The sequence below is a fragment of the Thermogemmatispora tikiterensis genome (assembly GCF_003268475.1).
Classification (GTDB): domain Bacteria; phylum Chloroflexota; class Ktedonobacteria; order Ktedonobacterales; family Ktedonobacteraceae; genus Thermogemmatispora; species Thermogemmatispora tikiterensis.
The window spans coordinates 3,456,671-3,481,617 of record NZ_MCIF01000002.1; the positions used below are offsets into that span (position 1 = coordinate 3,456,671).

Genomic DNA, 24,947 nt, shown 5'->3' on the forward strand with positions numbered 1-24,947 from the left:
AAGATCTATCAGAAAGTCTCCTCACCTGGAGACTCTCATTGGCATTCTGGTAAAGGCCAGCCGCCTGTAAACCCAGGTTTCCGGTCGTCACTCAACTCAAAGCCTTATCACTCTTCAGTTGTTCAGGTGCACCTGGCACTACGGCCATGTGATCCAGCGAGCACCCGGGGCAGGTTTGGTGTTGTTTCTGCGTTCCCGAGTGCAGTGGAGATGATAGCACTGTTTGGCGCGGCTGTCAAGGGGGTTAGGCGAGGAATTTGGGAAAAAATCAGAAGGTCATCCCCTGCTGGGTAAGCACGCTGCCTGCCCAGGCCAGAGCCTGCTCTAGGATAGCTGCTGAGAGCGGGGGAGGCCGTAGGTAGCTCCTCTGCCGATCGCGGCAGAAGTTTCCCGCTGCTTGAGACTTATCCCAGCTCATGCATCGCATAGACCCAGAGGGGAAGGTGATGCTCTCGCCCCTCGCTTTCTGAATCCTGCCGTTGCTCACACTGATAGCTATGGAGAAACTGGTGCAATTGCCGACTATGTTGGCTATCAAGTAGATAGCGCCGCCCAGCGATTTCAACGATCAATCCTTCGCGGCTGGTTCGAAAGACGAGCGATCCCAGCACCAGACTATCGCGCTCCATACCGCTCTGCTTGTTCCTCCTCCTCGTCGTTCTCTCTGTTGGTCCGCCGCCTCTCCTGAGCAGCGAGCCTGCTAGTGGACGGGCAAGAGTCTCCCGCTATGGACAGCGTAGATGAATCCAACAATCTCACTTTCCTTCAGGAGGAAAGGAGAAGAGCGGAGCAGGGCGATGTCATCGCGCACCGACTGCTCCAGATCCTTAAATGGCAGAAAGTCGATCGCCGAGGCGTCCACGCCGAATTGCTCTCGCAGGCGCCGTTGCAGATCAGCGTTCTCGAAGGTGAGCATGCCACAGTCGGTGTGGTGAATGACCACGATGGTCCTGGTCCCTAGTAACTGCTGAGAGATGATGAGTGAGCGCAGGGCCTCCGCCGTGCGTCCCCCAGCGTTGCGAATGACATGGGCATCGCCTTCCTCTAATCCCAGGATACGCGCCGGATCAATTCGCGCATCCATACAGGTGACAATCGCTAACTTTTTGGCCGGCGGCAGCGGCAGCTCCCCTTGCTGAAAGGTGGCCGCATAACGCTCGTTGGCCGCTAGCAGCTCCTCGATAAGCGACATGGCTACCTCCTCTAGTGGCTATTGTTGACTTAGTTGATCTACTAAAATAACTTGCTCTGAGTATAGACCGGCGAGAGGCGACTGTCAAGAGACAGATCCAAAAGGAGGATAAAGGAGGTCAATGGCGTACGCCTGGCGTAGCTGGCCATTGACCTCTTTTTCAGTCAGGCTCTGACTGGCTGTTTTCGAGCGGTGGGGTGAAGGGCGGAGACGGTCGCTGGCGATCGCGCGGGGGCTGTCCATCCTGCTCCAGATAGTAGCTGACTACCAGGGCAGCTCCCACTCCCAAGGGGATCAGGCCCGGCAGCAGCCAGGGGCCAAGATGAAAAGGGGCCGCCCTCAGCATTGGTGGAAGCATGAAACCCAGGGGATAGAGACCAAAGGTTAAGGCCAGCCCGACCATCATGGTAATCAGTCCTGCTCGTAGAGTTCGCCGGTTGTGGCTACGCCTCTGCAGGCTCTCCAGGTCTAGACCACGGGCAATGAGCGCCATGCGCTCTCGATGGTCAAGGTAGCGTAGCAGGACAATAAAGCCACAAAAGATGACCAGGGCCAGGAGCCAGCCCAAAAGGGCCGCCAGGACATTCGATGACATGCATCCGACCTCGTTACTGTTGCCTCGCGTGTATAATATATAAGATAAGTCGGTTGAGAAAGGGTCCTGCACTACGAATTTGTTTCGTTCCTGGCCGAGCTTCGCTCTCCAGTCGTACCAGGCTTGATGCACAACCTATGAACGAGGATCTGCTGCATTCCGCTCGCAGCCTGAATCTCCCCCTCTCCGGCGCTGCTCGCGCTCGCCTGGAGCAGGATGACGCTCAGCTCGTCAGAGCCAGCCAGCATGGGGACCGCGAGGCTTTCGCTCTGCTCGTCCAGCGCTACCAGCGACGCGTCTTTAATATGATTCTGCGCATGCTGCAGGACTACGAGGAGGCTTGCGAGATTACACAGGAGGCTTTCCTGGCCGCCTGGCAGGGTCTACCAACCTTTCGTGGCGAGGCCCGTTTCCCTACCTGGCTCTATCGCATCGCCTATAATTGTTGCCTGCGCCAGCTTGAACAGCGCAGACGCGATAAGGCTCTCCAGAACGCCATGCAGGAACAGCAGCTCCTGGATGAAGCCGGCGGCCAACGATGCCAGGCCGAGTCTACCCTCGAAGCTCGTGATCGCCAGGCTCTGGTCCGTGAACAACTGGAGGCGTTACCCACAAAGTACCGCATTGTTCTGGTACTGCGACACCTGCAGGAAATGACCTATGAGGAGATGGCGGAGATTCTGATGATGCCGATTGGTACCATTAAAACTCACCTCTTCCGGGCCCGCAATCTGCTCAAGGAGCGTCTACAGGCCCAGCGCCAGGCAGATTCCCAGAAAGCGGAGGTGACGAATGCGCTGCAGTGAGGCTGTCTCCCAGCTCCAGCTCTATCTTGACGGGCGCTTGCCTGGTGAGCGCTTGCAGGCGCTGGAGCGCCACCTGGCGCGCTGCGCCCGCTGCCGCGCTGAGCTAGAGCTGCTTGAGGAGGTGGTGCACCACCTGGAGAGCCTTCAGTTGATCGCCGAGCCAGAGGATCTCTCTCTGCGCATTATGGAGCGTGTCGCTCGAACTCCCCAGCAGCAGCCCGCCTCGCTCTTGGCCCAGTTGCGTCCTTCCCCAGGCGAGCTGCTGGCCGCCGCTCTGCTGGCAACGGTTGCCTCCCTGGGTAGCCTGTTGACTCAGCCAGCTGTCCTTCGCCTCCTTCCGCTGGAGGGTGGTCCGCTGTTCGCCCTTCTGGCCTCCACTACCCACCTGCTGCAAACGATGGATGCGACGACCCTGATGCTGGTCTGCTGGATCATGGGCACGTTGATCGGCATCTGCATCACGCTGCTGGTAGCCGGGGAGGAAATGCGTTCACGCTGGCTGCGTGCCGTCTGGGAGCGCTTGCCTGTCCTGCACTAGGCTGCAGCGCATCCAGTCGCCGGCAGATCCAGAGGCTGCCTGCTTCTCTCTCCCTCTTTGCCACCAGCGAAGGTAATGGATCACCCGAGGTCAGGGCAGCTTTAGCGAGGTGTGTGCCTCCTGCTCCTGAGCGTTGACGCATGCTTGCTACCTGGCTTGGATCGTTGCAGCGCCCGCCCTGATGGCGTTGCTGTGGGTGGCTCTTTCTGATCTTCCCAGGCAGTGCGCTGGTCGCAGCATGCTGTCTCGATCGCGCTGCCTGGCTCTGTTAGCAGCCCTTTCTCTTACAGAGCACAAGAAAAGAGGCACTGGTTTTTCACCAGTGCCTCGACAGGTCGGGGCGAGAGGATTTGAACCTCCGACCACCACAACCCCATTGTGGTGCGCTACCGGGCTGCGCTACGCCCCGCCATTGACAACTGCAGTATAGCAGAATGGCTTTTCCTTTGTCAAGCCCTGGTCCGCTCGCCCGGTAGTGCCTCCTCGCTCAGGGCCGATGGCGCTGTCAGGTCAGGCATCGAGCGCCTGGACTGTAATGGCCTCGCGCCCGAGCAGCTCCTCAAGTTTTGCATGCAGCTCTGGCGAATAATGCATCGTGTTATCGCGCGGACGCAGGCGCACACGCCAATGGCCGTTCTCGATGATCAGTTCATAGCGGTCGCGCCCGGGCCGCTCCTGGATGTAGCGGTAGAGGTCCTGCAGTTTGATGAGGTCGTCAGAGATAGCACGCTCGCTCTCGCCGCCGGTGCGGAAACGCAGGCAGACCTGATGACGGCGGCGATTCAGCTCCTCCTCGGCAGCCTGCAACGGTTCGATCTCATCGCAGATCAGCGTCGGCTCATCGCGACGCATCTGCACCTTTCCCCGCACCAGGACCACTGCCTCCTCAACCCAGCGATCGGCGGTGCGCTCGTAGACACGCGGGAAGACCGTGACCTCGACCGTTCCTGTCAGGTCTTCCAGCTTCGCCACGCACATGGTCTCGCCCTTCTTAGTGGTAATACGCCGTGCCTCCAGAATGGTGCCGCCGAGCGTCACTTCCTGGTTCTCCAGTTCTTCGCTGAGCTGGCCAGTCGTATGGGTGGTGCGCTTGCTCAGCAGATCGCTGATATAGGCGAGGGGATGGCGGGAGATATAGGCGCCCAGCAATTCCTTTTCCCAGTTGAGCAACTGCTTTCGCGGGATCTCGGGCGTGTCAGGATTGAGGCGGAAGGCGAAGCTTTGCTCGACGCTCAGGCTCTCGCCAAAGAGGCTGATCAGTCCCTTCTCTCGGGCGGTGCGCTCGCTCTTGCCGATCTGCATGGCTCGCTCGACGGCTTCCAGAAGCTGATGACGCTTACCATCGCCCAGGCTATCCATCGCGCCGGCTTTGATCAGTGTTTCGATCACGGCGCGGGTCACCGTGCGCGGGTCGACGCGAATGCAGAAGTCGGCCAGATCGCGGAAGGGGCCACCCTCGGCACGGGCCTTCAAGATCTCTTCGATGGGGCCTTCGCCGATACCTTTGATCGCCAGCAGGCCAAAGCGGACCCCGCCGTTTTCGACGGTAAAACCCTTCTGGCTGGCATTGACATCCGGCCCCCAGACAGGGACGCCAAGGCGCTTGCATTCGGCTACGGCATTGGCGATCTTCTTGGCATCGGCTGCCTCCGTTGTCATGGTAGCCGCCATGAACTCTGCGGGATAGTTGGCCTTGAGATAGGCGGTATAGTAGGCGACGACGGCGTAGCTGGCGGCGTGGGCTTTGTTGAAACCGTAGCCACCGAAGGGCAGGATCAGCTCAAAGAGTTGCTCGGCCACCTCGCGCTTCATGCCATTCTTGAGACAGCCCTCGATGAAGTCACCTTTGTAGCTCTCGACCTCGTCCATCTTCTTCTTGCTGAGGGCTTTGCGGAATTTATTGACTTTGCCCCATGAGAAGCCAGCCAGATGGACGGCGATTTGCAACACCTGGTCCTGATAGACAATCACTCCGTAGGACTCTTCCAGCCACTCCTTGAGGCGCGGATCAAGGTAGCTGACCTGCTTCTTGCCATGCTTGGCGGCGATAAAGTCCGGGATGCTATCCATCGGCCCGGGACGATAGAGGGCCACCATGGCGGTGATGTCTTCGATGCAGGTCGGCTTGAGCTGCTTGATGTATTCGCGCATCTTGGCACCCTCAAGCTGGAAGATGCCGGTGGTCTCGCCTTCGGCGAGCAGGGCGAAGGCGCGGGCGCGCTTCTCGTTCAGCTCACGGCTGCGCTCGTCGCTCTCGGGTAGCGGATCAAGCGGCAGCTGCTCCAGAATCACCTCTTCGCCGCGCGATTGCTTGATGAACTTGAGGGTGTTGTCGAGTATGGTCAGGTTGGAGAGGCCCAGGAAGTCGAATTTGATCAGGCCCAGCTCCTCTAGATGGGCCTGCTCGTATTGAGTCTTCCAGCCCTGCGAGAGATCTTTCGGGTTAATGGCCTGCAACGGTACAAAGTGTTCCAGTGGCTCGTTGGCGATGATAACGCCAGCGGCGTGAACACCGGTGCCGCGGACCGAGCCTTCGAGAGCCATCGCCTGATCGATCAGCTCGCGCGCCGTCGGACTCTGATCGTAGAGGGCGCGCAGTTCGCGAACGCTGTCAACGGCACTGCGCAATGTGACCTTGGGTCCCGTCGGGATCAGACGCGCAATGCGGTCACCCAGCTCCTGCTGCCCCATGACGCGCGCTACGTCACGCACCGAGTTTTTGGCGGCCATGGTCATGAAGGTGACCATCTGGGCTACGCACTCGTGTCCGTACTTGCGCGCTACATAGTCGATGACCTCCGCACGCCGGTCATCGGGAAAGTCCATATCAATATCGGGCATATCCGAGCGCTCAGGGTTCAGGAAGCGCTCGAAGAGCAACTGGTAGCGCAGCGGATCAACATTCGTGATGCCGAGCACGTAGGCCAGCAGGCTGCCCGCTGCCGAGCCACGCGCCGAACAACGAATGCCGTGCTGGCGCGCGTAGTTCACAAAGTCCCATTCGATGAGGAAATAAGGAACAAAGCCTTTCTGTACAATCAGGTTGAACTCATAGTCAAGTTGCTGCTTGATGCGCTCGGTCATCTCGCCGAAGCGCTCTTTGACTCCCTCCAGGCAGAGATGATAGAGGTAAGCTTCCTGAGAGGGAAACTCAGGGGGAATGGTATAGGCGGGCAGCGAAGCTTTATAGGCCAGCGGATCAACCTCGCAGGATTCGGCGAGGCGCACCGTATTCAGCAGCGCTTCCGGCAGGTCAGGGAAGAGCCGCAGCATCTCCTCGGGACTGCGTAAGTAGAACTCATGGCTTTCGAATTTGAAGCGCCGCGGATCGCTGAGCTGGCTCTGAGTCTGGACACAAAGGAGTACCTCGTGGGTATGAGCATCTTCGGCAGTGACATAGTGCAGGTCGTTGGTGGCGATCAGGGGCACACCCAGCTCCCGATGCAGCTCGTAGAGGCGCTTATTGACGATCTCCTGCTCGGGATAGCCACTATGCTCCTGGATCTCGAAATAAAAGTTCTCCGGGCCAAAGACATCCTGGTACCAGCGAATGATCTTGCGCGCCTCATCGATCTTGTCATGGATCAAGAGCTGCGGGATCTCGCCGCCCAGACAGGAGGAGGTGGCAATCAGCCCCTCGCCATACTGCTCCAGACAGCGGCGGTCGATGCGCGGCTTGTTGAGATGCACCCCTTCGGTGTTGGCAATGGTCGTCAGCTTCATTAAATTGCGATAGCCTGTATAGTTCTTCGCCAAAAGCAATAAATGGTTATAGTCCTCTTTATAGCGCTTGGTCCGATCATGAAGATCTTCAGTCAGATAGGCTTCGACACCGATAACAGGATGAATACCTTCATTTTTGCAGGCTTTATAGAACTCGATGGCCCCGTATATGACGCCGTGGTCGGTAATGGCCAGATGCTTCATACCTAGCTCTTTTGTACGCTTGACCAGGGCGTTGATGCGGCTGAGGCCATCAAGCAGGGAGTACTCCGTATGAACATGCAGATGGGCAAAGTCAGGAGCCATGACTGAATATCTGCCTCCGCCGTAAGAATTTCCAGTACTTCAGGATAGAAGGCGCCATCTGCGCTGTCAATGTGACCATCGGCCTATGACCTGCATCCCGCCTGCACTTGTTTCGGGAGTAATTCCTCCCCCACCCTCTACTTGCTGCCTTCCGACTACGGTCGTGTCCCCTTGACATAGCAAGCATTCGCTATTACACTTTACCTTGTAACCGGTTACGATACCGGTATCGTAACCGGTAACGTCTAGAAGGCGACAGCATAGCAGAGGCTGCATGCAAGACGCAGTGAGGCAGGAGCATGAGCACGCGCATGACGATCAGCGATATCGCCCGCCTGGCTGGTGTCTCCAAGGCCACGGTCTCGCGGGTGCTCAATCACAAGCCGGACGTTGATCCGGTGACGCGTGAGCGCATCTTGCGTATCATGGAAGAACACAATTTTGTGCCGAGCGTGGCCGCCTCGGGCCTGGCCGCTGGCAAGGGCCACCTGATCGGCGTCCTGGTGCCGGCCCTTACCTGGCCGCTGATCCCTGACATCATGCGGGGCATCGCCGAGGTCGTTGAGGAGACCAGCTATGAGCTGGTGCTCTACAGCATTAAGACCAGCAACCATGAGCGTGACCGCAGTGATGTCATTAACCGCATTCTGGCGAATCGCTTGATCGCAGGGCTGCTGGCGATTTTCCCGGGTCAGTCAGCACGTTACCTGCCTGCACTGCAGCGGCAGGGCCTGCCTGTGGTCTTGCTCGATGATCAGGGCCTGCCGCCCGAGCAGCTTCCGTGGATCACGGCAGATAATCGCGCTGGCGCCTATGCGGCAACACGCCACCTGATCGAGCTAGGGCATCGGCGCATTGCTCATATCCAGGGGCCACTCAAGTATCAGGTTTCACGCGAGCGTTTCCAGGGATATTGCGATGCTCTCCAGGACTACGGCCTCCCTCTGGACCCGTCGCTGATCCTGCAAGGCGATTTTATGCCCCCAGGAGGCCGGGCCTGCGCCTGCCAGTTCTTTGCAATGCCCGAGCGTAGCCGCCCAACGGCGATCTTTGCCGCCAGCGATCTGACAGCCTACGGCGTTATGGGAGCAGCCGAGGAGTTTGGCCTGCGTATCCCCGAAGATGTCTCGCTGGTCGGCTTCGATGACATCTCCTCATCTGGCCATATGCGCCCGCCTTTGACTACAGTGCGCCAGCCGCTCACGGAGATGGGCCGGTGCGCACTAGAGTTGCTGTTATCTCTGTTAGAGACCCCTGATCGCCCTGGGGCTGCGCTGCTGCGCGCTTCGCCGCTGTTGGCACGCTTCGCTGGCTCTCCGCAGTCGCAATCGCAAACAGCGATGACCGCTACGATTGAGAGCGCAGAGCCGGTGCGCCTCCGCCTGGCGACGACACTGGTGGTGCGGGCTACAACGGCTCCTCCTCCTTGCTATGCCCGCTTGTAGCCACAGCTATGTCGTGGCGATCTCGCTACTGGCCCAGCAGCCAGATTAAGCGGACCAGGATACCGGCGCCTCTCTCCCGTTGAGACCAGGATCGGGGCAGACTTTCTTGCCCCAGGCGCTCAGAATGTAACAGAGACCGGCGAAGTCTTCGTCGAACATCTCCACGAGGGCACGGCGATAGAGGTCGTCAAATTCAGCCGGGGTGGTAACTCCCGCTTCCAGAAGGAAGGGGCGGATCAGCAATAGCTCGACTTCGTAGCCGCGACAGAGGGCTTCATGAGCTTCGCTGCCCGCGGAGAAGTCCAGGACATAGGCCCGCTGCTGAATCTGGTAACAGCCTGCATCGCGCAGGAGGGAAGCCAGTCGCGGCAGGATGCCGAGATGATGGCTGGGCGGCGCGAAACTGCGCCCTGTGCGTTGAAAGGCACGCCTGGTCAACTCCTGGAGCTGCGTAAAGGCCGCACCGTTGCTTATCGGTCGCTCAAATTCGGTGAGCCGCAGGATGCCCCCAGGTCGACAGACCCGTAAAGCCTCATGCACAACTCGCGGCCAGGTGGCAGGCGTGAGGAGGCCTGTCAGGTCGCGGGCATTGACGAGGTCAAAGCTGTCGCCGGGCAACGGGAACGGCTCTAGAAGATCCATGACCTCAAAGCATGCGTTCCTCAGCCCCTGAACCTGGGCCTGGGCTCGCGCATACTGGATGAGTGTCTCGCTGATGTCTATACCCGTGACTCGCGCCCACGGATAGCACTGGGCCGTTTCCAGTACCCAGCCCCCAGGTCCACACGCCAGATCCAGAATGCTCTCCAAGCGCCGGCCCTCGACTCCTTCCGGCAGCACTCCCCCCATGACCTCATTGACCAGCCTGTCACGCAACATGAGGCGCGCCGTTTCTGCTGCGTTCTCCGCATCCAGTATGTAGCCGCAGCCTCTCAGGATGTGGTTCTGGGAAGCCACCATGAAATGCACTCCTTCATTCACCTCAAACGCCAGTCCTACGGGGTAGGATCGATATCTGCCCCGACTTCACGAGAAAATAGTCTTTTTCTTAAAGCAGAGTTTTACTGCATAGTAGTATAAGCTGAAAGGTTATTCTGCATCAAGATATTGTACTGCAAGATAGCAGTTATCGGTCACCGAAACTCTGTCAATTCTGATCTGTAGAAAGCATAGCAGGCTACCCCTCCATAGCCTTGCCAGAGGTTACCCGAAAGTGCTACAATGAGGCTGTTCCATTCAATGGAAACAGCAATCTGTCCCCTGGACGGGACGAAGTGTGGGTAGAAGCACCGTGACCGACTACCATATTGAGGTACGGGCAACCTCGCCGCAGTATGACATCCCGGCCCAACAGCTTGCCCGTGAGCTGTCTTTTCTCTCGCGTGCCAGGCTGCCCGCGCTGGCCGCCCTCGGTGAGAGTCTTCCCTCCCTTTTTCTCCGCACCGCTCAGCTCTACTCTCTCAGTGGAACTTGCTCGCCGGAGGAGATTACACGCCTCGCCCGCGAGCTGCTGATTGATCCTGTCACTCAGACCTTCTCTTTGTTGCCTTCTGCTGGGCGCTCTTCCTCTGGGGCTACTGGTCATATCATAGACGTATTTTTTCTTCCAGGCGTCACTGATACTCTGGCGGAAAGCGTCTTGCTTGCCGCTTCACTGCTTGGAATCGCCGGCCTGGAACGAGTTGCTACGGGCCGGCGATATTTTCTGGATGAGCGCTTAAGCCGGCAGGATGTGCGAGCAATCGCCGAGGCTTTGCTCTATAACCCGGTGATCCAGTTCTATCGCTTGCTGCCAGCAGAGGGCGAGCGAGCTGCCGGCAGCTCCGGACGTTCAGCTCCTCGTCTATCCTTAGCTGGTCCTGCTCCCTCCCCTTCCTCTCCCCCCCACGTTGCTCGCCTGGCCCTCTCTGAAATGAACGTTGAAGAACTGAGCAATTTGAGCAGGCAGAGAATGCTGGCGCTGACGGTAGAGGAGATGCAGGCGATCCAGGAGTATTTCCGCCGGCAGGGGCGCGCTCCGACCGATGTGGAGCTGGAGACGCTGGCGCAGACCTGGTCGGAACATTGTTCTCACAAGACGTTTAAGGCCACGGTTGTTTATCGCGAGCTGACCCCCGCCGGGGAGACCGCGATCGAGGAGACGATTCCTGGCTTGCTGCGCTCTTTCATCATGCAGGCGACCAGCGAACTAGCTCGCCCCTGGGTGGTCTCAGCCTTCAGCGATAATGCGGGGCTGGTGCAGTTCACGGATGGCTATGATCTGGCTTTTAAGGTGGAGACGCATAATCATCCGTCGGCGATTGAGCCGTTCGGTGGGGCCAATACGGGGGTCGGCGGCGTGATCCGCGATGTGTTGGGGGTTTCGGCTCGCCCCATCGCCTGTACTGATGTGCTCTGCTTCGGGCCGCCCGATACGCCAGTGGAGGAGCTACCCCCGGGTGTACTGGCTCCGCGACGGGTAGCCTCGGGGGTGGTGAATGGGGTACGTGACTACGGCAATAAGATGGGCATCCCGACAGTCAACGGGGCGGTGCTCTACCATCGTGAGTACCTGTGCAATCCGCTGGTCTTCTGCGGCTGTCTGGGCTTGCTGCCTCATGGAAGCCATCCACGGGCCGTGGAGCCGGGCGACCTGGTGGTGGTCCTCGGCGGTCGCACAGGACGCGATGGGATTCACGGTGCAACCTTCTCTTCCGGCGAGATGAGCAGCGAGACACAGGCAGTGGCCGGTAGTGCGGTGCAGATCGGAGCACCCATCACGGAGAAGAAGGTGACCGATGTAGTCCTCCAGGCCCGCGAGCGCCGTCTCTATCATGCCATCACCGATTGTGGAGCGGGTGGCTTCTCGTCGGCGATCGGTGAGATGGGCGCCCAGACAGGGGTGCGGGTGGACCTGGCGCGGGCGCCGTTGAAGTATCAGGGACTGGCCCCCTGGGAGGTCTGGCTCTCGGAGGCTCAGGAGCGTATGGTGTTAGCTGTCCCTCCCGCCTGCCTCGATGAGCTGCTGGAGTTGTGCGCGCTGGAGGAGGTGGAGGCAACAGTCCTGGGCGAGTTTACTGCCGATGGGCGGCTGACGGTCACCTGGGGTAAGGAGGTGGTAGCCGACCTGGAGATGGCTTTCTTGCACGAGGGCCGTCCTCAGCGCACCCTGGAGGCCCTCTGGCAACGGCGCCCTCTCACAGTCGGGTCAGCGACGGCCTCGCCGGAGGCCCTTCCTGATGCGGCTGATGTCCTGTTGACGCTGTTGCGCCACCCGACGATTGGCTCGAAAGAGGGAGTGGTGCGACGCTACGACCATGAGGTGCAGGGGGCGACAGTGCGCAAGCCGCTGGTGGGGCGCGCCGGCAATGGTCCCGGCGATGGGGCGGTCTTGCAGCCGCTGCTAGAGGACCTGAGCGCGCCGCGTGCCGGGGTGGTGCTGACGAATGGGATTAATCCACTGTACGGCAAGATCGATCCCTATCATATGGCCCTCAACGCGGTGGATGAGGCCCTGCGCAATCTGACAGCTCTGGGCGGCGATATCGAGCGGGCAGCGCTGCTGGACAATTTTTGCTGGGGCAATCCTGCCGATCCTGAGCAGCTTGGGATGCTGGTGCGGGCGGTGCGTGGCTGTTATGACGCCGCTTTGGGCTTTGGCACTCCTTTTATCTCGGGCAAGGATAGCCTGAATAATGAGTATCGCTTTGGTGAGCGCCGTCTGCCGGTGATTCCCACGCTGCTGATTTCAGCACTGGGAGTGATTGAGGATGCTTCCCGTACGGTCGACATGGCCCTGAAGGCGGCGGGCAATCTGCTGTATGTGGTGGGCCTGACGCGCAATGAGCTGGCGGCCTCCCATTATGCCGAGGTGGTGGGCCCGGAGCTGTTGCCAACAACGGCCCTGCCACAGGTGGAGCTTGAGCAGGCGCGAACAACGATGAAGGCCCTCGGGGAGGCCATTCGCCGCGGCCTGGTGCAGTCCTGTCACGATCTTTCGGAAGGGGGACTGGCAGTAGCGGCGGCGGAGATGGCCCTGGCTGGCCTGCTCGGCGTGAGTCTCGATCTGGCACGTCAGCCGGCGACCGGTTTGGAGGAGCTGGCCGAAGGATTTCGCCCTGCTGTGCTGCTCTTTAGCGAAAGTCCCTCGCGCTTTCTGGTTGAGGTGGCTCCAAGTCAGCGCGAGGCTTTTGAGGCCCATATGCGGGCTGGGGGTGTGACAGCGCTGGCGGCTCTCGGCCATGTGACAGCCAGCGGGCGTTTTGTAATCAAACACGGGGCGGAGACACTGATCGATCTTTCAATCGCTGAGCTGCAGGCTGCCTGGAAGGGAGAGTTGCCATGAGCGTTGTGCCGCGCGCTTTGGTGCTGCGTGCGCCGGGCATTAACTGTGAACGCGAGACGGCTTATGCCTGTCGTCTGGCCGGCTTTGAGACGGAGCTAGTCCATATCAATAGGCTGCTGCGCGAGCCAGAGCGCTTGCTGAGCTACCATTTCCTGGTATTGCCTGGGGGCTTCTCATATGGCGATGATCTGGGGGCCGGAACGCTGCTGGCCAAGAATCTGACGGTGCATTTGGGGCGGCAGTTGCAGCGCTTTGTGGAGGAGGGCCGCCCACTGCTGGGCATCTGCAATGGTTTTCAGGTGTTGGTGCGCGCCGGTTTGCTGCCACATACTGACTGGAGGAATCTCCGCCAGACGGCCAGCCTGACCTTCAATAGCTCGGGTCGCTTCGAATGCCGCTGGATCTCGCTGGTGACGGAAAGTAGCCGCTGTATCTTTACGCGCGGCATTTATCGCCCCCTGGAACTTCCTGTAGCGCATGGCGAGGGGCGCTTTGTGGTAGCCAGCGCAGAGCAGCTAGAGGAGCTGCGCCAGCACGAGCAGATTGCGCTACTCTACGATGGCGATGGCTATCCGGCTAACCCTAACGGTTCCCAGGCGAACGTGGCCGGCGTCTGCAATCCGGCGGGGAATGTGCTGGGCCTGATGCCCCATCCCGAGCGCTATGTGCGCGCGCTGCAGCATCCACAGCAGCGCAGTCCAGCTGATGGTCTCTTGCTTTTCCAGAATGCCTTTGCCTACGTCTGTCAGCTGCTGGGAATAGAGCCGCCAGTGGTTCCTGCCGAAGGCAGTGAAGGTAGCGATGAGAACAGCAGGCGGCGCATGTGGACGGCGCGTCTGGATGGTGAGCGTGAGGGTCGCGAGCAGCCTGGGCACCTGCGCACGTCTGCGACGATGTCGGCTTCAACGAGCGGAGAGCGAGGACGCACAGCGGCGGTGGCCGTGGTAAGGCGCGAGCCGGCGCCAACCTCTCTCTCGTACGCAACGAGCGGGGTCAATATTGAGGCGGGTGAACATGCTGTTGAGCTGATGAAGGCAGCGGTGCGCGCTACCCACGGTCCCGCAGTGTTAGCCGGTGTGGGGGCCTTTGCTGCTGCCTTCCGGGCCGAAGCGCTTAAGGAGATGCGCGAGCCAGTACTCGTGGCTACCACCGATGGGGTGGGCACCAAAACTCTCCTGGCGGTCCAGATGGACCGCTTTTCGACGATTGGCTACGATCTGGTCAACCACTGCGTCAATGATTTGCTGACCCAGGGAGCAAGGCCGCTCTTCTTCATGGACTATCTGGCAACGGGCCAGCTTGACCCCGAGCAGGCGGCAACGATTGTGGCAAGCGTGGCCCAGGCCTGTCAAGAGGTTGGTTGTGCCTTGCTGGGAGGCGAGACCGCCGAGATGCCCGATATGTATGTGCCCGGTAGCTTCGATCTGGCCGGGACACTGGTCGGGGTGGTCGAGGCGGCGGAGCGCATCGATCCGGCGACGATTCGCGCCGGCGATGTCCTGCTCGGACTGCCTTCCAGCGGCCTGCATACCAATGGCTACTCGCTGGCGCGGCGCGTCTTTGCCGCTTATCCGCTGGAAACAGTCTTTCCGGAGCTGGGGGAGCCGCTGGGCGAGGCTCTGCTGCGTCCCCATCGCTGCTATCTGTCGGAGATTATGCGCCTGCGCGCCGGGCTGGGGACAGCCCTGAAGGGTCTGGCGCATATCACCGGCGGCGGTTTCCAGGGCAACGTTGTACGCATTCTGCCGCCAGGTACGCAGGCAATTATCGAGACCGCGGCCTGGACAGTTCCCCCCCTCTTCACGCTGATCGCTCGCCTGGGCCAGATCAGCGATGCCGAGATGTACCGTACCTTCAATATGGGCATCGGCATGGTGCTGGTAGTTGCGCAGGACCAGGTGGACCAGGCCCTGCGCCTGGTGCCCGAGCTGGTACCAATCGGCGAGATTCGTGAGGGCGAGGGAGTCACTCTGACCTGAGTGAGAAGCGTCTTTCTGAGACCAGGATCAGCCTATTGATTAGCCCGCTGAGGGAGCTTCCACCGTGGCAAACCCGCAGAGCACAAGATAGAGCAAGAAAGGAGCAGACACTAGCATGAGCACTGGGAATGAGGAGCAGGTGACCTTTGGGCCTCTGCTGGCAGAGGGCAAGACCAAGCAGATCTATGCCCACCCCGAAGACCCCAATCTGGTCTATATGGTCAGTAAGGACCAGATCACGGCGGGCGACGGGGCACGTCGCGACGAGCTAGCCGGCAAGGGGCGCTGGAGTACTATCACAACGGCCAATGTCTTCCGTTTGCTGAACGCGGCAGGCATTCCCACCCACTTTGTGCGCCAGATCAACGATACCACACTGCTGGTGAAGCGCTGCCAGATGGTGCCCATTGAGCATGTGCAGCGCCGCATTGCCACCGGCTCCTATCTGAAGCGCAATCCCGAGGTCAGCGAGGGGACGCGCTTTGACCCTGTGGTCATTGAGACCTTCTTGAAGGACGACGCGCGCCACGACCCGCAGATCTGGGACGAGGATATTATCAATATGGGCCTGGCCACCGCCGAGGAAATCGCCTGGATGGCCGAGCAAGGGCGCCGCGTCTTCGAAACCCTCGAACGGGCCTGGGCGAGCGTGGACGTCACGCTGGTCGATTTGAAAATTGAGTTCGGGCGCGACAGCGAGGGAAAGCTGCTGGTCGCCGACGTGATCGATAACGATAGCTGGCGACTCTGGCCCGGCGGCGATAAGAATCGCATGCTCGACAAGCAGGTCTACCGCAATCTCAAGGAGGTCACCGAGCAGGATCTGCAGGGAATCGCCGATCGCTATGCCCTGGTGGCCGATTTGACTGGGAAACTGCGCATTTGATCTATGCTGTAGGGCGGTGCAGTAGACGTTCTGCACCGCCCGCAGCGTCTTGAAGGAGAAGCAGGAAGAAAGCCATGGAGCGACTGCGCGATGCCTGCGGTATTGTTGGGATCTATGCCAGGCCGGGAGATGAGAGTATCGATGTGCGTCAGTATCTGACGCTGGCGCTGACGGCTTTGCAGCACCGCGGCCAGGAGAGCGCGGGCATGGCGGTTTACGATCAGAGGAACTGTATTGCCCACCGTGTGGGCATGGGCAAGGTGCGCGAGGTCTTTGGGGATATGGGTCAGGGCCTGCCAGCCACGCGCTGCGGCATTGGCCATGTCCGCTATTCAACCACCGGCTCTAGCTGCGTTGAGAACGCAGGCCCGTTCGTGGTCGGCGACAATGCCGAGAGCCGGGATGGCGCACGCCCTGGGGCGATTGCAGTAGCCCACAATGGCAACCTGGTCAATGGTCCGGCCCTGCGCGCTCGCCTGCCGCAGCATCTGCTCTCTTCGACAACGGACAGCGAGGCCATCGCTCTCTTGCTCTTGCTCACGGAGGGCGCAACGCTGCGCGAGCGCATGCTGACGGCCTTCCCGCTGTTGAAGGGTGCTTACAGCCTGGTGATCCTGGCCGAGGGCAAGCTCTATGCAGTGCGCGATCCCTGGGGCATGCGTCCGCTCTGTCTGGGACGTATCGGCGACATCTGGATCGCCGCTTCGGAGTCCTGTGCTCTCGACCGCATTGGGGCCACGTTTGTACGCAACGTCGAGCCAGGCGAGCTGATCACGATCGATGAGCAAGGCCTGCACTCCGAGATTCTGGTTCAGGCCCCGCGCCAGACGCTCTGCGTCTTCGAGTATATCTATTTTTCAGATGCCACCAGCTACGTGAACAATCGCTACGTCTACCTGGTCCGCGAGGCATTGGGCCGCGAGCTGGCCCGCGAGCATCCGGTAGAGGCTGATCTGGTGGTACCAGTGCCCGATTCGTCGATCCCGGCAGCTCTGGGCTATGCTGCCGCTTCGGGTATTCCCTACGGCCAGGCGATTATTAAGAACCGCTACAGCGATCGCACCTTCATTAAACCCGATCAGCGTCTGCGCCAGATGGAGGTCGATCTCAAGTTCAACTTTGTCCGCCCCAAGGTGGAGGGCCAGCGCCTGGTGATTGTCGACGATTCGATTGTGCGCGGCAACACGATGAAGCGCCTGGTGGCAGCCCTGCGCCATCAGGGCGTGCGCGAGATCCATCTGCGATCGAGTGCGCCGCCGCTGCGCCATCCATGCTACTTCGGCATCGATATCCCCCACGAGAGCGAGCTGGTCGCGGCAGGACGCAGCATCCAGGAGGTGGCCGAGTATATCGGCGTCGATAGTCTGGGTTACCTCAGTATCGCCGGCCTGGGCCGCGCCATCGCCTCGGTCCGCCATGTGAGCAAGCGGACGGAGTCAGCAGTGGCAGAACCGGGAGCGGGCAAGGTGGAGCCAATTGAGGGCGAGGAGCCGGCATCCTACGAGGAGCTGCTGCATCGCGAGTTTTGCTACGGCTGCATGCGCCGTGAGGGCTGGCCCTTTGATCCGCTCGTGGCTGCCGACGAATCTTCTCCCCTGCCGCTCATGCGCCAGCCCTCGCCCTCGTGAGGCCAGTCGACAGGCAAGCGTCCGATCAATCAAAGGATGAATAAGAGTGCGAGCTGATCATTCAGTGCTTGAGACCAGACGTCGCAGAGCCAGGTGTAAGGAGTGACGAGGGGTATAAGGAGGAGCTAGCGATTATGCGTGTACTGGTAATTGGTTCGGGTGCGCGCGAGCATGCGCTGCTTTGGAAGCTGGCGCAGAGCCGGCGTGTCTCGCAGCTCTGGGCCGCTCCAGGCAATCCAGGCATGGCCGCGCTGGCCGAGTGCGTGCCCATTGGCCTGAACGAGCTGGAACGCCTGGCCGATTTTGCCGAGCAGCAGGCGATCGAGCTGACGGTGGTTGGTCCCGAGGCGCCCTTAATTGCCGGCCTTGTCGATGTTTTCCGAGCCCGCGGTCTGCCGATCTTCGGGCCAACACAGGCCGGCGCCATGCTGGAGGGCAGCAAAGCCTTTGCCAAAGAGCTAATGGAGACGGCAGGCATTCCGACGGCCCAGCACCGGACCTTTCGCGATCCCGCCGCCGCTTTCGCTTACCTGGAGGAGCACGGCGCTCCCGTGGTTGTCAAGGCCGACGGGAATGCTGCCGGCAAGGGGGCCATCGTAGCCCTGGATTTGGAGACCGCTCGAACTGCAGTACGTCAGATGATGGTCGAGCGGGTCTTCGGCAGCGCCGGCGAGGTGGTGGTCATCGAGGACTATTTGCAGGGAGATGAGATCGGTTCGACGGCGCTCTGCAACGGGACCAGCTTTGTGCCGCTGGTACTGACGCAGGATCATAAGCGCGCCCTGGATAACGATGAGGGCCTCAATACAGGTGGCATGGGAGCCTATGCCCCGCTGCCCTTCGTGAGTGCTGAGGCCGAGCGAGCCGTGCACGAGCGCATTATCGCGGCGACGCTGCGTGCGCTGCAGGAGCACGGCATCGCCTTCTCGGGTGTCCTCTATTCGAATATCATGCTGACCGAGCGCGGACCGATGGTGCTGGAGCATAACACACGCTTCGGCGACCCCGAGACGCAGGCCATGATGCTTTTGCTTGCAGCCGACCTGCTCGATCTGCTGCAAGCGCCCGAGCGCCTGGCGAGCGACTCTCTCTGGCATCCGGGCTATGCGGTCAGCCTGACGCTGGCCTCGGGCGGCTATCCAGGCAGCTATCGCACGGGCCTGCCCATCGAGGGCCTGGCTGAAGCGGGACGCCTGGAGCAGGTCCAGGTCTTCCACGCCGGCACGGCTCTGCACGATGGCAAGCTGGTGACAGCGGGCGGGCGCGTCCTGAGCGTGGCCGCTTATGGAACGACGCTCGCAGAGGCTGTAGAGCGCGCCTACGAAGCGGCCCGCCTGATTCGTTTCGAGGGCATGCACTACCGCCGCGATATTGCCAAGCGTGGCCTGCGCGCGCTGCAGTCCTAGACGGCTGAGACCAGCGCGCGACTGGCTAACAGATACGGCTTCTGAAGGTATTTTTGCCTGATTTGACTCTTTCAGCGGAAAAGGAGATTATCCGGTTATTATGGCAGCGAAAGTTGTGATCATCATGGGGAGCAAAGGCGATCGTGGCCATGCGGAGAGCATTGTTAAGACGTTGCAGGAGCTGAATCTGCCCTATGAGCTGCGCGTCTGTTCGGCTCACAAGGCCACGCGCCGCTTGCTGGAGATCCTGGAGAGCTACGAGGGAAGCAGCGACCCCATTGTCTATATTACGATTGCCGGGCGCTCCAACGCCCTGTCTGCCGTGGTCGACGCCAACACCCGTTTTCCGGTGATTGCCTGCCCGCCCTATAGCGATCGCTTCGCGGGGATGGACGTCCTGTCGTCGCTGCGCCTGCCGTCGGGTATCGCTTCGCCGACGATTTTGGAGCCAGACGGGGCGGCCCTGCTGGCAGCCAAGATGCTGGCGCTCTTTGATCAGGAGCTGGCGCAACGTCTGGCCAGCTACCGCGAGCGCTTTGCTGCTGAACTGGAGCGCGCCGATGCAGAGGTGCGCGGTCATGGTGGAGCCAGTGCCTAGCGCTGAGGTGAGCCAGGCGGTGCCTCATTTGCGCCTGGGGGTACTGATCTCCGGCAGTGGAACCAATCTCCAGGCTATCATCGATGCCTGCGAGTGCGGGCGGCTGCAGGCGGCTGAGATCGCCCTGGTGGTGAGCAATGTAGCCGGGGCGGCGGGCCTGCAGCGCGCCCTCAAGCATCGCCTGCCAGCGATCTACCTGCCCTGGCGTGAGCGCGAAGAAAGCGAGCAGCGCCTCGCAGATCTGTTGGAGCTGTTCCGCGTCGATCTGGTGGTGCTGGCGGGCTGGATGCGCATCCTGAGCGCCGATTTTCTGGCTCGTTTCCCGCGGCGGGTGATCAACCTGCATCCGGCTCTTTTGCCCGATGATCCCAGCGCCAACGTCTATATCGCCAGCGACGGCAGTGTGATCCCGGCCTTCCGCGGCCTGCACGCTGTCCGTCAGGCGTTAGAGGCCGGGGTTAGGGTCACGGGGAGCACCGTCCACTATGTCACGCCGGCGGTCGATGCGGGGCCGGTGCTTTGCCGGGCGGAGGTGCCTATTCAGGAGGGCGACAGCGAGGAGACGCTGCACGAGCGCATCAAGGCGGTCGAGCACTCGCTTGTTATCGAGGCCATCGAGCGCTGGCGCGCACGCGAGCTGTCTGGGCTACGGCAATCCGGCCACTCTGGGGGAGGCCCTTCCCAGGCAGATTAGCCAGCAGGGGAAGTAGCAAGATCAGATGCTACTTCCCCCTCTTTATCGCCTTTGACCTGCGGAAGATATAGATTTAGGCGTCGCAGGCAGGTATAATGAGAGCAGGTTTCCCTTAAGCAGGGTTAACGCATTGGGCAGAATCACCACGGAGCCAGAGATGGAAGAGCCGGAGCGTCAGCACCCACCTCGGCGGCCCTCTGTGCCTCCTCGTGAGCGCTTCGAGGGCGCCATGCTCTACGGTTCGATCGGCGACGCACTGGGTTGGCCCACTGAGTTCCTCATTGCGGGAAGCCGTCAATGCTCTTTTGAACTTCCCGTGCAACGCTTTGTCCCTTGGACAAAGCGTGTTGGCGGGCAATGGTGGGGCTACGAAGATGCGATTGGCCCTGGCGAGTACTCAGATGACACCCAGTTAATGCTTGCCGTTGCCCGCTCGATAGACGAGGCTGGTCACTTTATACCAGAGTACTTCGCCTACATAGAGCTGCCACTTTGGTTGCAATATGAGCGCGGCGGCGGTCGAACTGTCAAAACTGCCGCTCGCAAGCTGCTCACCAGGAGAGCCAGCTGGCTCAACAACTTTTATCAACAAAAGGACCTCGACTATCGTCAAGCCGGGGCTAATGGGGCCGCTATGCGCAATCTCCCGATTGCCCTGGTCCATGTCCACAATAAGCGGGAGCTGATTCGCGATTCGTTCTATAATGCCATTATTACCCACGGTCATCCACGTGCCATCTTAGGAACCATCCTCTTCGGTCTGGCAGTCCACTGCGCTCTGACTTTGTCCGAGCCCCCGCCGCCGCCTCTCTTTATCGAGTGCATCCTCGACGGCCTGCGACAGGTTCCCCAGGTCATTCGCAGCGATCAACGTCTGCAACATTGGCTACATACCTGGAACCGCGGCCTTTTGAATAAGGAGCTGAACTTTGCCCAGCTTTATCAGAGCACGCTCCATGAGGCAGTGCACTATCTGAAACAGATCCCAGCCTTCTTGCCGCGTGATCCCAAAGACTACTATACCTTTGTGGGCGCTCTGGACCGGCAGACAAAAGGCTCAGGCATCGCCACCGTCTGCGTTGCCATCTATCTTTTCCTGAAATATCTCCACCAGCCTCAGCAAGGGATCGTCGTCGCCGTCAATACCTTTGGCAGTGACACTGACACCACTGCCCTCTTTCTGGGCAGCCTCCTGGGGGCCTTTCATGGCCTGAAGGCTATTCCTCCCACTCTCCTCGATGAGGTTCAGGATCGCCACTTTCTGCTTGATCTCGCTCGCCACCTCCACACCATCGCCGAGGCCGCTGCCAGTTCAACCGAGTCAACCGCCGTCACCAGCGACCGAGAGGCTTCCTACTTCAGTATTCTTTCCTGGGAAGTGGCCTTTCATGAGATGTTCCACGGCGAATATCAGGATGGGGATAGGCTCATCCACCCAGCCCTTGGCTCAGGAGCCATTCAATCTCAAGAGGAGCAGCCGCTGCGCCGCGATGGCTATGTTGCTCGCCTGGTTCGCGTCCTGTTCAAATGCGGTCAAACCTGCGTTTTCCACTCACGAGTGAAAGAGGACGGATCTCCCTCAGAAAGCCTGGCGAGCGAGGTGGTGCGAGCCTTGCAAGAGTGAGAACAGAGAGCAGTCCAGCGGCTCCCTGCTTACAAGAAGCGGCAGGTCGTTGCCTCGCTCACTCGCTCCTGAGCGGGGGCGAGGCAAAAGCAAGCGAGCACTGGGACTGGCCGGGAAGCATTCAGAGGTTATAGAATGTAAAAGAGTTCGCGCCGGATGCCGCCCGACTGTCCCTGTTCGTGGAGGTAGACTTGCCAAATGAGAGTTGTCAAACTGCTCTTTATCTGCCACCTGGCGGCGCTTGTCTTTGCCCTGGGTGGCCTTCTCATCATTCTGCCTCACCCCGAGCTGTGGAACAGCACACCCATTGGAGTGCGCATCTTCCAGTTTGCCCTACACTGGGCCGGCTCGCTGCACATCCTCTTTGGGGCAGCGACAATGCTGCTCTTCGGTTTGCTCTGTATCGATGCGCGGCGCACCCTGGTCTTTTTCGCCGCCTCGGTCCTGATTTCCATCATCGTGAGCCTGCTCAGTCTGACTGGCGTTCCCCTGAGCACCGCCTCCTTCTCCGCCTTCCCGGGTCCGAAGCTGGCCGGCATCGTTCCCTACTCACTCCCGCTCTCATGGTTTTATATGGGCTTTACGTCCTACCTGCTGGCAAGCAAGCTGACAGATCGACTCGGGTTGGAGCGGCAGACGCTCTGGTCGCTGGTGCTCGGCACCTACTTTCTGACAGTCTGGGATTTGGCGCTGAACGCAGTCCTGGTAAGCGGCCATTTCTCCAGCCCTACCGGTCTGCTGAATGGCTACAGCAGCGCCTACGGTCTGCCGGTGGGCAATCTCTTCCTGTGGATCTGCAATTGCCTGCTCCTGATGATTGTCAGTCGCTGGCTGTGGCGCTCCAACCTCGATGCGCACCATCTGGCGATCTGGCTGCCCTTTGCCGTCTACACCGCTAACACCGGCTTCATCATGGCCCTCAACCTGGGCAGCGGCCTCTGGTCGCCTCTGCTCTTGACAGCGGTCTTCGTACTGGTACCGGAGTCGCTGGTAGTCTTTCCCCGCGAGGAGGCGCACCCGCGTCCCCAGCATCCTGGGCGTCGGGCGTTAAGCCAGTCGACCTGGCTGCTGATGCGCTCCGGCGCGCGCGCAATCTCGCACTGGGCGGTCCGCATCCGCGTCGAGGGACTGGAACAGGTACCGCGCAAGGGGCCGGTGGTGATCGCGGCCCGCCACTTCCACTACTTTTACGATGGCTATGCCCTGCTGCGAGCCATTCCGCGCCGTCTGCACACGGTGGTAGCCCTCGACTGGCTGCGTTCGAAGCGCCTGCGCTTCGCCATCGAGCTGGGCTGCTCGCTCGTTGACTGGCTTGTCGTCTTGCGCAGCGAGCAGTTCCGCGAGCAGCAGGCCAGCGACACGTCCCGCGCCTACAGCCCGCGCGAGGTTCGGCGCTACCTGCGGCAAATGGCCACGCGCGCTGTCAGCCTGCTACGCGCTGGCGAGGTGCTGGTGATCTTTCCAGAGGCTTACCCCAATATTGACCCGCATCCCTCGCCGAAAGCGGACCTGCAGCAGTTCCTGCCCTTCCGCCCCGGCTTCGTCAAGCTGGTCGAGCTGGCGGAACGCGATGGCCACACCCAGGTGGCGGTCGTGCCTGCCGGTCTGGCCTACACCTCAGAAAATGGGCGACGCCGGCGTTGGCGTGTGATCGTGCGCTTCGGCCCCCCACTCTACCGGAAAGATTTTGCTTCCGCCGAGCAGATGCGGCGCGTCGTCGAGGAAGAGGTGCAGCGACTCTCCTCCGCTGCGCCACCGCCTTCTGCCCCACAGATGGAAAGCCCACTTCCAGTCTAGGCTGGCCAGTACTGGCCGGCCCTCCCATGTTGGCTTGAGCGCCGTTCGCTGCTCACTCAGGGCCCCGGCAAGCCTGGGGCCCTGCCTGTGCTTGAAAACAGCAAGCTTGCTTGTCACTGACTCAATACAAGTATGTAAAAGGCGGAATCATAGAGGTATGCAGAAAATAGCGCGCTTTCTGAGCGCTTTGCGCACAATCCTGCTCGGTGCCAGCGTGCTGCTGGGACTCTGGCAGGACTACCGCATTCAGAAGGCCATCCGTGAAACGGCCACACCGCTTCCGCGACGGCTGCCCAGGCCGGCCCCGCGGGTCTCGATTATTCTCCCTGTGCGCAACGAGCAGGAGAATATCGACAGCTGTCTCGCTTCGCTGCTGGCCCAGGACTATCCCGACTTCGAGGTCATTGTGGTCGACGACGGCTCAACCGATGCCACGCCCGTTCGCCTGGCGGCATGGCAGCAGCGCGACCCACGCCTGCGCGTCCAGCGCATCGAGGAGCTGCCCGCTGGTTGGGCCGGCAAGGCCCACGCCCTGCACAGCGGTGCCACCCTGGCGAGCGGGGAGTGGCTGCTCTTTACCGATGCCGATACGCGTCACGCTCCTCAGACCCTGCGCCGCATGGTAGCCCATGCCATTGCCCACCGCCTCGATCTGCTCTCGATGTTTACCGAAATGCAGATCATCGGTCTGGCAGCCCGCCTGCTGACGCCGATGACGGGTCTGCTCTTGACAGTGCTGATCACGCCCGGCGAGATTCGCAGCGCCGCCCGTCCACGCCAGGCTTTTGCCTTCGGTCAGTATATCCTGGTGCGGCGCGAGGCCTACGAGGCCACCGGCGGCTTCTCAGCTCCCGAGGTGCGCGCCTCCTTCACCGAGGATATGGGCATCGCCCAGGTCTTCAAGCGTCAGGGCTGGCGCGAGGACATCGTTGGTGGCTGTGGTCTGGTGAAAAATGTCCAGTGGACGACCTGGCGCAGCGCCTGGCGCGGCCTGCGCAAGGGCGCCTACGGAAAACTGGCTCCCTATCCGCTGCTGAGCCTCGTCGGTGGGAGCTTCCTGGTCTACTACGGGCTGGCCCCCCTGCTGACCTTGCGCGCAGCTCTGCGGCCTGGGCACTTGCGTCAGGAACGCCTCTCGGCCCTGCTGGCCCTGCTGGCTCTCTGCCTGCAGGTCGACAGTAAGCGCCGCTTCGGTCAGGCTTTTGGCCTGCCAGCGCGCTGGGCGCTGTTGGCGCCTTTCGCCAGCACGGCTTTCGGCTTTCTGTTACTGGATACCATGCGTCTGGCCATCAGCGGCCAGGGGGCCGACTGGAAAGGTCGCCGCGCTCCTCGCTTGACGAGAACCAATATGCTACCTTTATTGTAGGACGGCAATAGTATCAGCACAGCTCCGCTGCCCCTGGTGA

General features: G+C 60.7%; 18 protein-coding genes and 1 tRNA gene. 13 read left to right on the top strand and 6 right to left on the bottom strand.

Annotated features, from left to right (window positions below; translation table 11 throughout):
- Positions 1–404 precede the first annotated feature (404 nt).
- The 3 genes from A4R35_RS13900 to A4R35_RS13910 form a co-directional block, all read right to left on the bottom strand.
- Entirely contained in the window at positions 405–629 is a 225-nt protein-coding gene (locus A4R35_RS13900; RefSeq protein ID WP_112430330.1) for a hypothetical protein, read from the bottom strand.
- Between the two features lie 71 nt (positions 630–700).
- The gene (locus A4R35_RS13905; RefSeq protein WP_112430332.1) at positions 701–1,192 is read right to left on the bottom strand and encodes a beta-class carbonic anhydrase; all 492 of its coding nucleotides are present in this window, start codon (positions 1,190–1,192) and stop codon (positions 701–703) included.
- A 160-nt stretch (positions 1,193–1,352) separates the two neighbouring features.
- On the bottom strand, positions 1,353–1,787 hold the full coding sequence (locus tag A4R35_RS13910; RefSeq protein ID WP_146747220.1) for a DUF6249 domain-containing protein: 435 nt from the start codon (positions 1,785–1,787) through the stop codon (positions 1,353–1,355).
- A 137-nt stretch (positions 1,788–1,924) separates the two neighbouring features.
- On the opposite strand from A4R35_RS13910, the gene A4R35_RS13915 reads away from it, so the two are divergent.
- Both A4R35_RS13915 and A4R35_RS13920 read left to right on the top strand, forming a co-directional pair.
- Positions 1,925–2,593 carry an RNA polymerase sigma factor gene (locus A4R35_RS13915; RefSeq protein WP_170293327.1) on the top strand — a complete coding sequence of 223 codons (669 nt, stop codon included), beginning with the start codon at positions 1,925–1,927 and terminating at the stop codon, positions 2,591–2,593.
- Positions 2,580–3,131, top strand: a complete 552-nt coding sequence (locus tag A4R35_RS13920) for an anti-sigma factor family protein (RefSeq protein WP_112430338.1) — start codon at positions 2,580–2,582, stop codon at positions 3,129–3,131. Before A4R35_RS13915 ends, A4R35_RS13920 begins: the two co-directional genes overlap by 14 nt.
- Before the next feature lie 335 nt (positions 3,132–3,466).
- On the opposite strand, the gene A4R35_RS13925 is transcribed toward A4R35_RS13920, so the two are convergent.
- Together A4R35_RS13925 and A4R35_RS13930 are read right to left on the bottom strand one after the other, a co-directional pair.
- Positions 3,467–3,540: transfer RNA gene (locus A4R35_RS13925), tRNA-Pro, on the bottom strand.
- Positions 3,541–3,641: 101 nt separating this feature from the next.
- Positions 3,642–7,160: a DNA polymerase III subunit alpha gene (locus A4R35_RS13930; protein ID WP_112430340.1), complete on the bottom strand. Its 3,519-nt coding sequence runs from the start codon at positions 7,158–7,160 to the stop codon at positions 3,642–3,644.
- Between the two features lie 299 nt (positions 7,161–7,459).
- On the opposite strand from A4R35_RS13930, the gene A4R35_RS13935 reads away from it, so the two are divergent.
- Entirely contained in the window at positions 7,460–8,605 is a 1,146-nt protein-coding gene (locus tag A4R35_RS13935; RefSeq protein ID WP_112430342.1) for a LacI family DNA-binding transcriptional regulator, read from the top strand.
- Positions 8,606–8,650: 45 nt separating this feature from the next.
- On the opposite strand, the gene A4R35_RS13940 is transcribed toward A4R35_RS13935, so the two are convergent.
- Positions 8,651–9,565 (bottom strand): class I SAM-dependent methyltransferase, encoded by a 915-nt coding sequence (locus tag A4R35_RS13940; RefSeq protein WP_112430344.1) that lies wholly within the window; start codon positions 9,563–9,565, stop codon positions 8,651–8,653.
- A 316-nt stretch (positions 9,566–9,881) separates the two neighbouring features.
- Here A4R35_RS13940 and purL point away from each other — a divergent pair, with 316 nt between their 5' ends.
- The 10 genes from purL to A4R35_RS13990 all read left to right on the top strand — a co-directional run bounded on the left by purL (position 9,882) and on the right by A4R35_RS13990 (position 24,907).
- Positions 9,882–12,929, top strand: a complete 3,048-nt coding sequence (gene purL / locus A4R35_RS13945; RefSeq protein ID WP_223258338.1) for a phosphoribosylformylglycinamidine synthase subunit PurL — start codon at positions 9,882–9,884, stop codon at positions 12,927–12,929.
- Entirely contained in the window at positions 12,926–14,908 is a 1,983-nt protein-coding gene (purM, locus tag A4R35_RS13950) for a phosphoribosylformylglycinamidine cyclo-ligase (RefSeq protein WP_112430346.1), read from the top strand. The genes purL and purM overlap by 4 nt, the downstream gene beginning before the upstream one ends.
- 139 nt (positions 14,909–15,047) lie before the next feature.
- On the top strand, positions 15,048–15,794 hold the full coding sequence (locus A4R35_RS13955) for a phosphoribosylaminoimidazolesuccinocarboxamide synthase (protein ID WP_189362304.1): 747 nt from the start codon (positions 15,048–15,050) through the stop codon (positions 15,792–15,794).
- Between the two features lie 74 nt (positions 15,795–15,868).
- Positions 15,869–17,422: an amidophosphoribosyltransferase gene (gene purF / locus A4R35_RS13960; RefSeq protein ID WP_112430350.1), complete on the top strand. Its 1,554-nt coding sequence runs from the start codon at positions 15,869–15,871 to the stop codon at positions 17,420–17,422.
- A gap of 134 nt (positions 17,423–17,556) precedes the next feature.
- A complete protein-coding gene (gene purD, locus A4R35_RS13965; protein ID WP_112430352.1) occupies positions 17,557–18,828 on the top strand; it encodes a phosphoribosylamine--glycine ligase in 1,272 nt (423 codons plus the stop codon).
- 100 nt (positions 18,829–18,928) lie between these two features.
- Positions 18,929–19,426, top strand: coding sequence for an AIR carboxylase family protein (locus A4R35_RS13970; RefSeq protein ID WP_112430354.1), 498 nt, complete (start codon positions 18,929–18,931; stop codon positions 19,424–19,426).
- Positions 19,407–20,120 carry a phosphoribosylglycinamide formyltransferase gene (gene purN / locus A4R35_RS13975; protein WP_112430356.1) on the top strand — a complete coding sequence of 238 codons (714 nt, stop codon included), beginning with the start codon at positions 19,407–19,409 and terminating at the stop codon, positions 20,118–20,120. Before A4R35_RS13970 ends, purN begins: the two co-directional genes overlap by 20 nt.
- 157 nt (positions 20,121–20,277) lie before the next feature.
- Entirely contained in the window at positions 20,278–21,744 is a 1,467-nt protein-coding gene (locus A4R35_RS13980; protein WP_146747221.1) for an ADP-ribosylglycohydrolase family protein, read from the top strand.
- Between the two features lie 198 nt (positions 21,745–21,942).
- On the top strand, positions 21,943–23,541 hold the full coding sequence (locus A4R35_RS13985) for a carotenoid biosynthesis protein (protein WP_112430360.1): 1,599 nt from the start codon (positions 21,943–21,945) through the stop codon (positions 23,539–23,541).
- Between the two features lie 157 nt (positions 23,542–23,698).
- A complete protein-coding gene (locus tag A4R35_RS13990) occupies positions 23,699–24,907 on the top strand; it encodes a glycosyltransferase (protein ID WP_112430362.1) in 1,209 nt (402 codons plus the stop codon).
- The last annotated feature ends 40 nt before the right edge of the window (positions 24,908–24,947 follow it).